General features: G+C 56.6%; 13 protein-coding genes. 3 read left to right on the top strand and 10 right to left on the bottom strand.

From position 1 onward, the window contains the following. The first annotated feature begins 30 nt into the window (after positions 1 to 30). Complete coding sequence (locus NR177_RS13000) at positions 31 to 852, top strand: AraC family transcriptional regulator (RefSeq protein WP_256853046.1); 822 nt, start codon at positions 31 to 33, stop codon at positions 850 to 852. A 70-nt stretch (positions 853 to 922) separates the two neighbouring features. On the opposite strand, the gene NR177_RS13005 is transcribed toward NR177_RS13000, so the two are convergent. The 8 genes from NR177_RS13005 to NR177_RS13040 all read right to left on the bottom strand — a co-directional run bounded on the left by NR177_RS13005 (position 923) and on the right by NR177_RS13040 (position 8,649). Next, a complete protein-coding gene (locus NR177_RS13005; RefSeq protein ID WP_109717561.1) occupies positions 923 to 2,503 on the bottom strand; it encodes a sensor domain-containing diguanylate cyclase in 1,581 nt (526 codons plus the stop codon). A 155-nt stretch (positions 2,504 to 2,658) separates the two neighbouring features. After that, positions 2,659 to 3,489, bottom strand: a complete 831-nt coding sequence (locus tag NR177_RS13010; protein WP_063880531.1) for a phosphodiesterase — start codon at positions 3,487 to 3,489, stop codon at positions 2,659 to 2,661. A gap of 11 nt (positions 3,490 to 3,500) precedes the next feature. After that, positions 3,501 to 4,487, bottom strand: coding sequence for an ABC transporter ATP-binding protein (locus NR177_RS13015; RefSeq protein WP_256853024.1), 987 nt, complete (start codon positions 4,485 to 4,487; stop codon positions 3,501 to 3,503). Beyond that, positions 4,484 to 5,299 (bottom strand): ABC transporter permease, encoded by an 816-nt coding sequence (locus tag NR177_RS13020; RefSeq protein WP_096012838.1) that lies wholly within the window; start codon positions 5,297 to 5,299, stop codon positions 4,484 to 4,486. Before NR177_RS13020 ends, NR177_RS13015 begins: the two co-directional genes overlap by 4 nt. Next, positions 5,296 to 6,177 carry an ABC transporter permease gene (locus tag NR177_RS13025; protein ID WP_256853025.1) on the bottom strand — a complete coding sequence of 294 codons (882 nt, stop codon included), beginning with the start codon at positions 6,175 to 6,177 and terminating at the stop codon, positions 5,296 to 5,298. Before NR177_RS13025 ends, NR177_RS13020 begins: the two co-directional genes overlap by 4 nt. Beyond that, the gene (locus tag NR177_RS13030; protein WP_256853026.1) at positions 6,177 to 7,199 is read right to left on the bottom strand and encodes an ABC transporter substrate-binding protein; all 1,023 of its coding nucleotides are present in this window, start codon (positions 7,197 to 7,199) and stop codon (positions 6,177 to 6,179) included. The genes NR177_RS13025 and NR177_RS13030 overlap by 1 nt, the downstream gene beginning before the upstream one ends. Then, positions 7,183 to 8,208: a substrate-binding domain-containing protein gene (locus NR177_RS13035; RefSeq protein ID WP_241567966.1), complete on the bottom strand. Its 1,026-nt coding sequence runs from the start codon at positions 8,206 to 8,208 to the stop codon at positions 7,183 to 7,185. Before NR177_RS13035 ends, NR177_RS13030 begins: the two co-directional genes overlap by 17 nt. A 288-nt stretch (positions 8,209 to 8,496) precedes the next feature. After that, a complete protein-coding gene (locus NR177_RS13040) occupies positions 8,497 to 8,649 on the bottom strand; it encodes a hypothetical protein (protein ID WP_186440809.1) in 153 nt (50 codons plus the stop codon). Between the two features lie 114 nt (positions 8,650 to 8,763). Here NR177_RS13040 and NR177_RS13045 point away from each other — a divergent pair, with 114 nt between their 5' ends. Both NR177_RS13045 and arsC read left to right on the top strand, forming a co-directional pair. After that, complete coding sequence (locus tag NR177_RS13045; protein WP_096012834.1) at positions 8,764 to 10,227, top strand: M48 family metallopeptidase; 1,464 nt, start codon at positions 8,764 to 8,766, stop codon at positions 10,225 to 10,227. A 4-nt stretch (positions 10,228 to 10,231) separates the two neighbouring features. Next, entirely contained in the window at positions 10,232 to 10,579 is a 348-nt protein-coding gene (gene arsC / locus NR177_RS13050) for an arsenate reductase (glutaredoxin) (RefSeq protein ID WP_145394066.1), read from the top strand. On the opposite strand, the gene hda is transcribed toward arsC, so the two are convergent. Together hda and uraA are read right to left on the bottom strand one after the other, a co-directional pair. Further along, positions 10,576 to 11,277, bottom strand: a complete 702-nt coding sequence (gene hda, locus NR177_RS13055) for a DnaA inactivator Hda (protein WP_216639872.1) — start codon at positions 11,275 to 11,277, stop codon at positions 10,576 to 10,578. The genes arsC and hda overlap by 4 nt on opposite strands. A gap of 95 nt (positions 11,278 to 11,372) precedes the next feature. After that, a complete protein-coding gene (gene uraA, locus NR177_RS13060) occupies positions 11,373 to 12,668 on the bottom strand; it encodes a uracil permease (protein WP_096012832.1) in 1,296 nt (431 codons plus the stop codon). Positions 12,669 to 12,681 lie beyond the last annotated feature (13 nt).

Genomic DNA, 12,681 nt, shown 5'->3' on the forward strand with positions numbered 1-12,681 from the left:
AGGGTTGTCGCAGCGGGAAAATGAATAATGATGTTCGAATTATCCATAGCGTTTCCGGTTCGGGTGCAAAATGGCGGGCTGTTTATTTCACGCGGTGTCGGGACACATCCGGCACGCAGGCTGACCTCGTGGGAGATCATCTTCGTTGAGCGCGGTCAGTTAACCATTCGCGAGGATGACGTGCTGTATAGCGTGCAGGCGGGCGAAAGCCTGCTGCTCAGGCCCGGGCATTTGCATGTGGGTGAAGGGATTTTTCCGGCGGATCTGAAATTTTACTGGCTGCATTTTGACTGGTTGAAACAGCCGAAGCCTCAACATGGGTTACACCAGGCGCTGCTGCATCTTCCCCAGCATACCCGCGTTGGCGATCCGGCCTATATCATCGCCCTGTTCAGGCAGTTCCTCAGCGAGCAGGAAAACATTCACCGGAGCGTCGCACTGGAATGTATTTTACTGCTGATCCTCCAGCAGCTCGCCGCTCCTGCCCTGCATGAGAACGTCGTTGACAGCCCCGGCGTTGACCTGGCCTGGAAAGCGAACCAGCTCATTCGTACCCAGTATCACCTGCCGCTTTCGACCTCCGCACTGGCAAAAATGCTGCATTGCAATGCGGATTATCTGGGACGCGTTTACCGGCGCGTATTCCGTCTGACGCTGACGGAAGCCATCCACCGGCAGCGCGTCTTAATGGCAGAAAAATTGCTGATCGGCGATAAGCTGCCGCTAACCGAGGTGGCGCGCCAGTGTGGGTTTAATGATGTGAGCTATTTTCGCCAGATATTCCGCAAGCACACCGGCTTAACGCCCGCCAGCTGGAAGCGGCGCTACTGCCGGGAACATATCAATTCCTGATGATTCGCCCCGGCCCGCGCGGGATTTCACTGCACGGGCGGAGCGCCAGGTCTGCCGACGCGGTTAACAATTAAGACGCTTTAACGCGTTTCGCGACCACGGTGCAGTTGCGTCCGGTGTTTTTAGCCTGATACAGAGCATCATCGGCCCGCTTCAGGCTGCTTTCCAGTGGCAACCGGCGCGCGTCCCATTCGGCCACACCGATGGATATGGTGATATGACCGACTTCCTCAATCTCTTTTTCCGCGATGCTGTTCCGAATCCGCTCGGCCGTGGCCTCTGCTTCTTTCAGAGAGGTATTCGGCAGCAGCATTAAAAACTCTTCGCCACCGTTACGGCTGACCACGTCCGACTGCCGGGCGCTCTGCCGTAGCGCCTGCGCCACCTGCTGAATCACCCGATCGCCAACATCGTGTCCCCAGTTATCGTTTACGCTTTTAAAATGGTCGATATCCAGAGCCAGGACGGCGAAAGGCTGGCGTATGCTCTGGTAATAATCGAGTACCGCGTTCAGCCCGCGCCGGTTCAGTAACAGGGTCAGTGAATCGGTCTGTGCTTCGGAGCTCAGGCGACCGATTTTATCCTGCACCAGACCAATGCCGGTGAGTAGCGCCCGTTTTACCTGCGCGGCCTCAAAGTACCATGCGCGAATGCCGCCAATTTCATAAGTGGCACTTGAGGCATCAATTTTGCTGGCCTTGCGGGCCAACTGCCAGAGCGGCATGGCGATCATCCGCGCCAGAATGACCGCCACCAGCAAGGTCAGCAGTGCAAAGGGCACAGAACGTTTCAGGACTTTCAGGAGCAGGCCCGACAGCGGTTGCAGCGTGACGTCGACAGGCTTCAGTGCCACTACCATCCAGCCGGTCGTCGGGACGATGGCGTAACCCGCCAGCCGGGTCGGTTTGTCGGTCTCCGTTAAGACCAGCGAGCCGTTATCTTTTTCCTGGCGCTCACGTTCGCTCATCAACGGCGGCATAATTTTGCCGACCATTTGACGATTCTGGTGATACAGCACCTGGTTATTACTGTCGAGAACAAACACGCTGGTGCCGTCACGATAAAACTGTTCACCCAGCAGCGCGTTCAGAATACTTTTCTTTTTAAGGTAAATCGTGCCGCCAATATAACCCAGATAGCGTCCCTGATTATTCCAGATCGGCCATGAGACAAAAATAAGCAGGTTATTCGCAGCGGAAACCGTCGGTTTGCTAATTAACGGCTGTCGGGTTTGCAGCGCTTCGCGGGCCGCATCGCTGGTCAGATGCATCCCCGTTAAAGTCAGGGATTCAGGTGATATCGCCCGAACGTTGCCGTTGTCATCCACCACGGCGACAGAGTTGAAACTGTCGGTCTGTTCACGTAAACGGTTAACTTCCGCTTTGAGCAGTGACGCATTATTGAAATCTTTTCCCAGTACATTGGCACTAAAGTGCAGTTGAGACTGCGCCAGACGGAAAAAAACCTCACTGGTGGAGGCCAGCTTGGCCGCATACGCGCGGTTGGCTTCCAGCGTGCTGTCAATCAGCACCATGCGTTGCACGCGCCAGGTCGCATATAAATTATTGGCAAGCGTGATGACAATACTGGTAATTACCAGCAGCGCAATAAGCGTGCGTAAGTCCGCCCGGGGACGGAAATTAATTAGCATGGCGTGGACGCCACAGTGCAAAGATTCATTTTGCTGTGCCTGACTCTGTTGTTTTTATGGTAATAGCGGTCCTACTGCGTGTAAGTCTACACGCTGTAGGACAATTTGAGCAGGTTTAAGCGCGGCATTCACCAAAAAGTCAGCCTGTACGGCCTTTAATCGATTAAACCGTTTTGGTCATAAAAAGGCCAGGGCCCGTCATAGTCACCAATGGCACATTGATGCGTCGTCATTCCCTGCTGTGGATGCCAGCGATGGAGCAAAAACCCAGCCGGTTCCAGCACAAAATTTGCGGGCCCATCCGGTTGCAGATCCAGCGCGACCTGATGGGAGACGCCAGGCGCAATACAGGCCAGCGTACCGGCAAAGCGCGTCTGAATGGCGCGATGCACATGGCCGCACAGCACGCGTTCTGTCTGCGGATGGCGGGCAATAATCGCCGCCAGTGCGTCGGGATCGCGTAATCGCTGGCGATCCATATGATCGATCCCGCAGGCAAACGGCGGATGATGCAGCATTACCAGCGTCGGCACGCTCGGTGACGCGGTCAGTGCTGCATCCAGCCAGCTAAGTTGCTGCTCATCAAGCTGGCCCCACGGTTGCTGCGGCACGCTGGAGTCGAGCGCCAGCAGTTGAATGCCCTTCACCTCCTGCCGCCAGTTGAGCGTTGGCCCCTGCTGCAAATAAGGATGATCGGGAAACGCCGCCCTCAATGCCTGGCGATCGTCATGATTGCCCGCCATCAGATAAAACGGCAGATCCAGCGTTGCCAGCGCCTGCCGTAACGTCTGATACTCTGCCGCCGTGCCAAAATCCACCAGGTCACCGGTTATCACCACGGCATCGGGCCGTGGCCTAAGCCCATTCAGGGTGTTAATCGCCCGTAGCAGGGCGTTATAGGTATCGACCTTTTTATACGACAGACGACCGTGGGCTTTAATATGCAAGTCGCTGATTTGCGCAATCAGCGTAGGTTCAACAGACAAACGTTGTCTCCTTAAACAGTAAATTCAAGCGCGGCCTGCTCAGCCACCGACCAGCTGACGCGCTGCCCGGCGTGCCAGGTTTCCCGTGCGTGTCGCTCTACCTGAATCGGCTTGTCCAGCCCGATATCGATCATCAAACGTTGGGATGCACCGAGAAAGGTGCTGGCAACGATATAACCGTGCTGTGCATAGCGGCCTTCGTCTGCCAGCAGCACATCTTCTGTGCGACAAAAACGCAGCGGATGGCCCTGCTCATCACGTGCGATACAGTTAATCGCGCCAACGAAATCCGCCACAAAGCGAGAGGCCGGACGCTGATAGATGGCCTGCGGCGTGTCGATCTGCACCAGGCGTCCCTGCTCCATGACGGCAATACGATCGCCCAGCGCCATGGCTTCCTGCTGATCGTGGGTCACGTACACGGCGGTGATAGCCAGTTTTTTTAACAGGCTCCCGATTTCCAGACGCAGCCGCTCGCGCAGTTTGGCATCCAGCGCCGCCAGCGGCTCGTCAAACAGCAGCACTTTAGGCCGCGCCGCCAGTGCTCTTGCCAGCGCCACGCGCTGTTTCTGTCCGCCGGAGAGCTTGTCAATGTGACGTTGGGCCAGGGAAGTGAGATCGACCAGTTCCAGCATTTCCTCAACACGCGCCTCTCGCTCGTGGCGCGGGATGCCCTGCACTTTCAAGCCATAAGCCACGTTCTGTGCCACGTTCAGCGTGGGGAACAGAGCATAGTTTTGAAAGACCATTCCCACGTTACGTTTCTCGACAGGCAGGTCGGTCACGTTGCGATCGTCAAACCAGACTTCACCCGGCGCATCGGTGCTCTCCAGGCCGCTGATAATGCGTAACGTGGTCGTTTTGCCGCAGCCGGATGGGCCCAGCAACACCAGGGTTTCGCCTGACCGCACGCTCAGATCGAGCGGATGGAGCGCCTGGTGATGATTAAAGCGGCGTGCGCAGCCGCGCAGCGTCACGTTTACAGCTTCAAGGATCATGCTTTCTCCTCCCTGTGTTGCTGACGAGACTGGCGTTCAAGCCAGTGATTACAGGCGTTGAGCATCAGCAACAGTGGTAAAATCATTAAAATAAAGATCAAGGTATAGGCCGACCCCACTTCCAGCCGCATGGAGGCATAGCTGTCGGCCAGGCCCACGGGCAGGGTTTTGGTGAGTGGCGTATGTAACATCCAGGTAATGTTAAATTCACCTACCGATAGCGTGATTACCATAAAGGCCCCGGCGAGAATGCCGTTGCGGCAGTTAGGCACCACCACGGTGAAAAAGCGACGCCAGAAGCCTGCGCCCAGGCTGGCGGCAGCCTCTTCAAGGCGCGGTAGCTGAATAGCCTGCATCACCGCCAGCACCGGGCGAATCATAAACGGCAGCGTAAAAAGGACGTGGCCGATCAAGATAAAAACCCAGCTGTCACGCAGGCTGCTGAACTGACCGTACAGCAGGATAATGCCCAGTGCGGTGGCCAGGCCCGGTAGCGCTACCGGCAACATCAGGCACTCTTCAATGCGTGATGACCAGCGCGACGGCGATTTCAGTAAGCCCCAGGCGGCTGGCACGCCGATCACCAGGGTGACCGCCAGACAGCTGACGGCGATTAACAGTGACAGCCAAAAGGTGTCGCTGTACATCTCCCAAACCTGTTCCACCCATTTCAGCGTCAGTCCGCTGCGCAGACCAACAAAGTAGTTCTGCGTCACGCCTGCCAGCATCGACAGGATGACCGGAACAATCATGAACAGAGCAGTCAGCGTGGTAATGGCGATTTGCAGGTAAAATAAACCACGACGTTTCATGACGACGTCTCCTGGCGGGATTGGGTGAGCACCCGCGCCAGCATTAAGCCTGCCCAGGCGACGGCTCCCATGACCACCGACAGCGCCGCAGCGGTGGCAAAGTTCGCGTAGTTGGTAAATTCGCCATAGATGGTGAGCGGAAGGACACTCAGGTCAGTTCCCAGAGTAAATGCGGTGCCGAATGCGCCCATGCTGGTGGCAAAGCAGAGCGCACCGCTGGAGAGCAGTGCCGGTTTAAGCCCCGGCACAATCGCATCCCAGACAATGCGCCACTGGCTGGCACCTAACGAACGGGCCGCCTCTTCCAGCGAGCGATCCAGTTTTTCGCTGGCGGCCACTAATGTCACTATGGCGCGCGGCAGTGAAAAGTAGAGATAACCAATGAACAGCCCGGTCAGTGAATAGGCCAGCGTCCAGCGCTCGTCAAACAGGCGCAGGCTGATCTGGGCCAGAACGCCCTGCCGTCCCGCCAGCATCACCACTAAAAACCCCACCACCACGCCAGGAAAAGCCAGGGGAAAGGTCAGCAGTGCCAGCAACGTTCCGCGCCCGGTGAAGCGCTGGCGGGCCAGAAAGCAGCCCACCACAGTGGCAATGACCAACGTCAATAGCGTGACCGACAGCGACAGCAGTACGGTATTCACCAGGCTTTGCAGATATTGCGGCTGGGTAAGCACCGTCCAGTAACCACTGTGCTGTGTGCTGCGATCTGGCGTCATGCCCATCTGTAATAAACGGGCGAAAGGCAACAGCCAGAACGCGGCAAAAAACAGTAACGCAGGCAGCAGCATCCATGGCCAGTTTGCCCCCTGCTCGCGTCGGCGTGACCGGCGGCGCGAAGCCACCGGTAAATCGCGGCGGGCGTCAGACGGTGCCATTACCGAATCTCACTCAGGTAACGGGCAGAGAAGGCTTTCTGTGCATCGGCCATCTGCTGGTAGTCCACAGTGTGCGCACGGGCGTAATCACTGTCTGGCAGAAAGTGCGTTTTAGCCTCAGCAGACATGGCTGAAGGACGCACCGGACGCAGATAGGCATTGGCCCAAATCGCCTGACCTTTATCAGACAGCACATAGTCCATGACTTTTTTGCCGTTGGCGGCATGGGGCGCGTTTTTCACCAGGCTGATGACGTAAGGCACCGTGACCGTTCCTTCCTGTGGGATCACAAATGCCACATTGGCATGGTCTTTATATTTGGCGCGATAGGCATTGAAGTCGTAATCCAGCAGAATCGGGATCTCACCGGAGATAAGACGCGCGTAGGCGGTCTGCTTAGGCACGACAGGCTTGTTCGCCTGTAACTTTTTGAACCAGGTCAGGGCTGGGGTGAAATCCTGCATGCTGCCCCCTTTCGCCTGGTTTACCGCCACGGCGGCAACATAACCGACAAACGCACTGGCCGGATCGAGATAGCCCACCATGCCTTTGTATTCTGGCTTCAGCAGATCGTCCCAGGATTTGGGAATGGGCGCGCCGCCCAGGGCATCCACATTCACCATAAAGCCCATCGTGCCGGAGTGCAGTGCAACCCATTTCCCCTCCGGATCTTTCATGCCTGTCGGCACCTGATCCCAGTTGGCTGGCTTGTAGTCAGCAATCACGCCTGCCTGCGCCGCCTGGATACCGAAGCTGACGCCGTAGTACACCACGTCAGCAACCGGATTACCTTTCTCGGCAACCAACTGCGCCAGAGCCTGTCCTGAGTTCTTGTTATCCTGCGGCACCACGATACCGGTGTCTTTTTTGATGGCCTGCAGCTCGGTGGCCCAGTCCGCCCATTCGGGTGGACAGTTGTAGCAGATCGCATTTTCAGCTGCCTGCACCAGCGGGCTGGAAAATGCGCAGGCGGTAAAGAATGCCGCCCTGGCAAGCAGCGTGATTTTATTGTGTGTAGACATGATGGTTCCCTGATGTTGACGAGTGAAATACGGTCGCGATGCTCTCGCCTGTACGCAGCCGGTGGTCCAGCAGGCGCGAGTCATCGTGAGAAGGTTGGAGAAGCATATCGATTGCGCAGGCACCCAACTGATCGCTGGGCTGCACTACGCTGGCGAGTGATGGCGAAAGCTGTTCGCCAATGGCAATGCCATCAAACCCCATGACCGACAGCTGTTGCGGCACCTGAATGCCTGCACGTGCCGCCGCGCCAATCAGGCTGATCGCCAGCAAATCGTTACTGCAAATCACGGCGGTCAGCGGGTCAGGGCCGTTGATCAGCGGTAAAAGCGGATCGAATCGGGATTGGATATGACTTGGCATGTCAATCAGCCCGCGAGGGGCCAATCCCGCCTGCTGCATGGCATCGCAATAGCCCAGATAACGCTGGCGTGCACGGTCAGACTGCAACATCGGCCCTGCCGCCATGGCGATATGCTGATGGCCCAGCGCAATCAGATGCGCCGTGGCTTCCGCCATCGCGCGGCGGTTATCCACGTACACGCAGCGCCAGTTTTGGTTTTGCGGGACGTTATGCGCCAGCACAAAGGGCATGTGCGCCGCTGCCAGCGTCGGTAATACGCTGCTGCTGTCCGCGTCGGACACGGTCAGCACCAGGCCCGCGACGCGCTGACGCAGCATATGTTCGACAATGGCCGCTTCGCGTTCTGGCTGGTAATCCGTCGTTGCCACCAGCAGGCCATAACCCGCCAGCCGCGCCTGTTGCTCCATGGCCTCAAGCTGCAAGGCAAATACCGGGTTACTGAGTGAAGGAAGTAAAACCCCCAGCGTGGTGGAGTGTTGCGTGCGAAGCTGGCGCGCAATATGGTTCGGTCTGAACCCCAGCTGTTCCGACGCATCCAGCACTTTTTTCAGGGTGCCAGGCTTGAGCAGATGGGGATCGGAAAAGGCACGGGCCGCGGTTGCTCGCGAAACGCCTGCCAGTACCGCCACACTGATTAAATCACTCATCTCACCCTCGTTTATCCGTAATGAGATCGATCTCATTGCTGCGTAAACTAACGGCGTTGTGTGACACGAACATCACGGCAAGATGACGTTGTGGTGACAGCAGCCCAAAATGCCGCCAACACGTCGCAGCCTGGGAAAGGCAACGTCCTGATTTTGCTGTAAGGCGCGGTGGCCTTGCTGGAGAGAGCCGGCATGAAGCCGGGAAGGAAACGTTCGGCGCGCAAGAACCGTGCGTCATTGCCGGGGCACGGAATAGAGATGCTGCCCGAGCTTTGCCCCTTCGTCGCCTCAGCTGAGAGGGATGATCATCGCCACGTCGGTGTCTTTACTCAGCCCGCTGACAGGCCAGCGTTGTGCATCCGTATGACGTTCTGTCGCCCACCGTGACCTCACAGGTCGCGTTTTACGCACAATCCCCTGCACCTGCTGCCACTGCGCCATTTCATTCTTCCCCACCAGTGGTTAAGATACGAAGAAGGCACCAATATTGACGTAAAAAAAGAACATTTCCGCTGCTTACCTGGCCAAATCAGGGATTCATTACAGGATAAAGGCATGTTGAACCGGTTAAAAAAGACGCTGATTGCGACGCTGCTCCCTGCACTGACATTATCCTGCCCGTTAACCTCGCACGCAGATATCAGTGACTCATTGCCGGATATGGGGACAACGGCAGCCTCGACCTTGTCGATTAATCAGGAACTGCAGATGGGCGACTTCTACGTCCGCCAGCTCCGCGCCAGCGCCCCGCTGATTAACGATCCCTTACTGAATCAGTACATCAACCAACTCGGGCAGCGCCTGGTTTCACATGCGGACGGGGTTAAAACGCCTTTCCACTTTTTCCTGATTCAGAACGATGAGCTCAACGCGTTCGCCTTTTTTGGCGGTAATGTGGTGCTGCACGCGGCCCTGTTCCGTTTTACGGATAATGAGAGCCAGCTGGCATCGGTGATGGCCCATGAAATTTCCCACGTCACGCAACGCCATCTGGCGCGCGCGATGGAAGATCAAAAACGCAATGCGCCGCTGACCTGGGTGGGCGCTCTTGGCTCCATTTTACTGGCAATGGCCAGCCCGCAGATGGGGATGGCGGCACTCAGCGGCACGCTGGCAGGCACGCAGCAGGGAATCATTAGCTTTACCCAGAACAATGAGCAGGAAGCGGATCGCATCGGTATTCAGGTGTTGCAGCGCGCGGGGTTTGATCCCCAAGCCATGCCTAACTTCCTGCAAAAACTGGCAGATCAGAGCCGTTTCTCTTCAAAACCGCCTGAAATACTGTTAACGCACCCGCTGCCTGACAGCCGCCTTGCCGATGCGCGCAACCGTGCCAACCAGATGCGTCCGGTGGTCGTGCAGTCGTCACAAGACTTCTATCTGGCCAAAGTGCGGTCACTAGGCATGTATTCGACGGGCCGCAACCAGTTGACGGACGATTTGCTCACGCAATATGCCAACGGTAATTCTCGCGAACAGCTCGCCTCACAGTACGGTAAAGCCGTGCAGTTTCTTCAGGCCAAAAGCTATGGCGAGGCGAAAAAGATCGTGGCGCCCCTGCTGGCTAAACAGCCTGAAAATGTCTGGCTGCTGGATCTGATGACGGACATTGATATCGGCCTGAACCAGCCGCAGCAGGCAATAGCCATGCTGACCGCCACGCAGGCGGCAAAAACCAGCCCGGTCGTGCAGCTAAACCTCGCTAACGCTTATGTGGAAGCGAAACAGCCCGCGAATGCCAGCCGCATCCTGAACCGCTATACCTGGACACATAAAGATGATACCAACGGGTGGGATCTGCTGGCTCAGGCCTCAGCACAGCAGGGACAGACAGATGAAGAACTCTTTGCCCGCGCCGAAAGTCTGGCGTTGAACGGCCAGCTCGATCAGGCCATTAGTGCCCTGAGCCGTGCCAGTGCACAGGTGCCGCTCGGCAGTCTGAAACAGGCCCGATACGATGCCCGCATCGATCAGTTGCGTCAGCTTCAGCAACGCTTTAAGCAGTATCAAAAAGGATAACAGGATGGTGACGCTTTATCATAATCCGCGCTGCAGCAAGAGCCGGGAAACCCTGGCGCTACTGGAGCAACAGGGTATTCACCCGACAATCGTGCGTTATCTGGACACACCGCCCGATCGCCAGACCCTGCAAATCCTGCTGCAGAAACTGGGTATGCAAAGCGCGCGTGAGTTGATGCGCCACAAAGAGCCATTATATGCGGCGCTGGGGCTGGATCGGCCAGAAATCGGGGAAAGCGCGTTGCTGGACGCCCTGCTGGAACATCCCAAATTGATCGAGCGACCCATTGTGGTTAACGGCGATCGCGCCCGACTGGGACGTCCGCCGGAAGCGGTGCTGGAGATTATTTAGAGACCGAGGGTTTCTTTCACGAAGGGAATCGTCAGCTTACGCTGGGCGCTGATCGACGCACTGTCCAGGCGATCCAGCGTATCAAACAGGGTACGCATTTCACGATCGAGCCGCTTCAGCAAAAACCGACCAACGTCTTCGGGCAGTTCAAATCCCCGCAATCCGGCACGCAGTTGTAAAGCCTGTAACTTATCTTCATCGGAAAGCGGCTGTAGACGATAAATTTGCCCCCAGTCGAGGCGGGATGCCAGGTCGGGCAAATGCAAATTAAGCTGACGCGGTGGGCGATCGCCGGTAATAAATAACCGGGTATTGCCGGTTTCCAGGATGCGGTTATAGAGATCGAAAATCGCCATTTCCCATGCTTCGTCTCCCGCAATGCACTGAATATTGTCGATGCAAACCAGCGGCAGTTGCTCCATGCCTTCCAGCACTTCCGGGACAAACCAGGTGCGTTTATCAAGCGGCACATAGCCCACGGCTTCGCCGCGTGCGGACATTTCAGCGCAGGCGGCGTGCAGCAGATGGCTGCGACCGCCCCCTTCACGAGACCAGAAATAGAGATAGCTGCCATGCTGCTGGCTAAGCGCACCCTTAATCGCGGCAATGAGCGACGGGTTTTCACCCGGCCAGAAGCTGGCGAAGGTTTCGTCGTCAGGTAAATAGAGTGGCAATGACAATTGTGCCGGCGTGTTCAGAAGCACCTCAGCAAGAGAACAAGCAAAAATCGGGGCAAGTCTATCATAGTTTTTAACCAGAGATGAATCGGGCATCCCTGCCCGCGTATTGACGTCTAGCTGCGCGATGACGACTCGGGGTTATCTTCTGCATCCAGAATCACTTCTTCCGGACGCAGTACGGAAATCACCCGAAAGATTAAGGACAGCGCAACGCCGACGAGTGTTGCCAGCGCCATGCCTTTTAGCTCGGCAGCACCGATATGCACTTTCGCCCCGCTAACGCCAATAATCAGGATAACCGAGGTCAGGATCAGGTTTTGCGCCTTGTTGTAATCCACTTTAGATTCAATCAATACGCGAATACCGGACGCACCGATAACCCCATACAGCAGCAAGGACACGCCGCCCATAACGGGCACCGGAATCGCCTGAATCGCGGCCGCCAGTTTGCCCACGCAGGAAAGTAAAATGGCGAAAATGGCCGCACCGCCAATCACCCAGGTACTGTAAACACGGGTAATCGCCATCACGCCGATGTTTTCGCCGTAGGTTGTGTTAGGCGTTGATCCAAAGAAACCTGAAATGACCGTCGATAAGCCGTTGGCGAACATCGAACGATGCAGTCCGGGATCGCGCACCAGATCTCTTTTCACGATATTCGCCGTGACCACCAGGTGGCCTACATGCTCGGCGATGACCACCAGAGCAGCAGGCAGAATGGTCAGCATGGCAATCCACTCAAAGCGCGGCGTATAAAAGGTTGGTAAGGCAAACCAGGGCGCATGTTCAACGCCGCTCCAGTCCACGATGCCCATGAATGCGGAAAGCGCGTAACCCACCAGCACACCGATCAGAATCGGAATGATGGCCATAAAACCACGGAACAAGACCGAACCAAACACGGTAACGGCCAGGGTGACGACGGAAATCAAGACGGTTGTGCCGTCCGGCGACTGGCCTTCGGCAGGAAGCAGTCCGGCCATATTCGCGGCTACGCCAGCCAGTTCCAGACCAATGACGGCCACGATGGCGCCCATCGCCGCAGGCGGGAACATCACATCCAGCCAGCCTGTCCCGGCTTTTTTAACGATCAGCGCAACCAGGCAGAACAACACGCCACACATAATAAAACCGCCCAGCGCCACTTCATAGCCCAGCGGCAGCAGCAGCAAGACGGGCGAAATAAAGGCAAAGCTCGATCCCAGATAAGCCGGGATTTTTCCTTTACAAATAAACAGATACAACAAGGTGCCAATACCGTTAAACAGCAATACCGTCGCCGGATTGATGTGGAACAGAATCGGTACTAATACCGTAGCGCCAAACATGGCAAACAGATGTTGCAGGCTGAGCGGAATGGTTTGCAGTAATGGCGGCCGTTCGCTAACGCCGATAGCGCGACGAGTCATTAAAAGTCCCCTT

Source organism: Pantoea sp. Fr+CA_20, assembly GCF_024520835.1.
Classification (GTDB): Bacteria; Pseudomonadota; Gammaproteobacteria; order Enterobacterales; family Enterobacteriaceae; genus Pantoea; species Pantoea allii.

Coding starts and splice junctions, on each gene's coding strand:
- NR177_RS13000 (WP_256853046.1), top strand. CDS start 31: ATGTTCGAATTATCCATAGCGTTTCCGGTTCGGGTGCAAAATGGCGGG.
- NR177_RS13005 (WP_109717561.1), bottom strand. CDS start 2,503: ATGCTAATTAATTTCCGTCCCCGGGCGGACTTACGCACGCTTATTGCG.
- NR177_RS13015 (WP_256853024.1), bottom strand. CDS start 4,487: ATGATCCTTGAAGCTGTAAACGTGACGCTGCGCGGCTGCGCACGCCGC.
- NR177_RS13020 (WP_096012838.1), bottom strand. CDS start 5,299: ATGAAACGTCGTGGTTTATTTTACCTGCAAATCGCCATTACCACGCTG.
- NR177_RS13025 (WP_256853025.1), bottom strand. CDS start 6,177: ATGGCACCGTCTGACGCCCGCCGCGATTTACCGGTGGCTTCGCGCCGC.
- NR177_RS13030 (WP_256853026.1), bottom strand. CDS start 7,199: ATGTCTACACACAATAAAATCACGCTGCTTGCCAGGGCGGCATTCTTT.
- NR177_RS13035 (WP_241567966.1), bottom strand. CDS start 8,208: ATGAGTGATTTAATCAGTGTGGCGGTACTGGCAGGCGTTTCGCGAGCA.
- NR177_RS13040 (WP_186440809.1), bottom strand. CDS start 8,649: ATGGCGCAGTGGCAGCAGGTGCAGGGGATTGTGCGTAAAACGCGACCT.
- NR177_RS13045 (WP_096012834.1), top strand. CDS start 8,764: ATGTTGAACCGGTTAAAAAAGACGCTGATTGCGACGCTGCTCCCTGCA.
- arsC (WP_145394066.1), top strand. CDS start 10,232: ATGGTGACGCTTTATCATAATCCGCGCTGCAGCAAGAGCCGGGAAACC.
- uraA (WP_096012832.1), bottom strand. CDS start 12,668: ATGACTCGTCGCGCTATCGGCGTTAGCGAACGGCCGCCATTACTGCAA.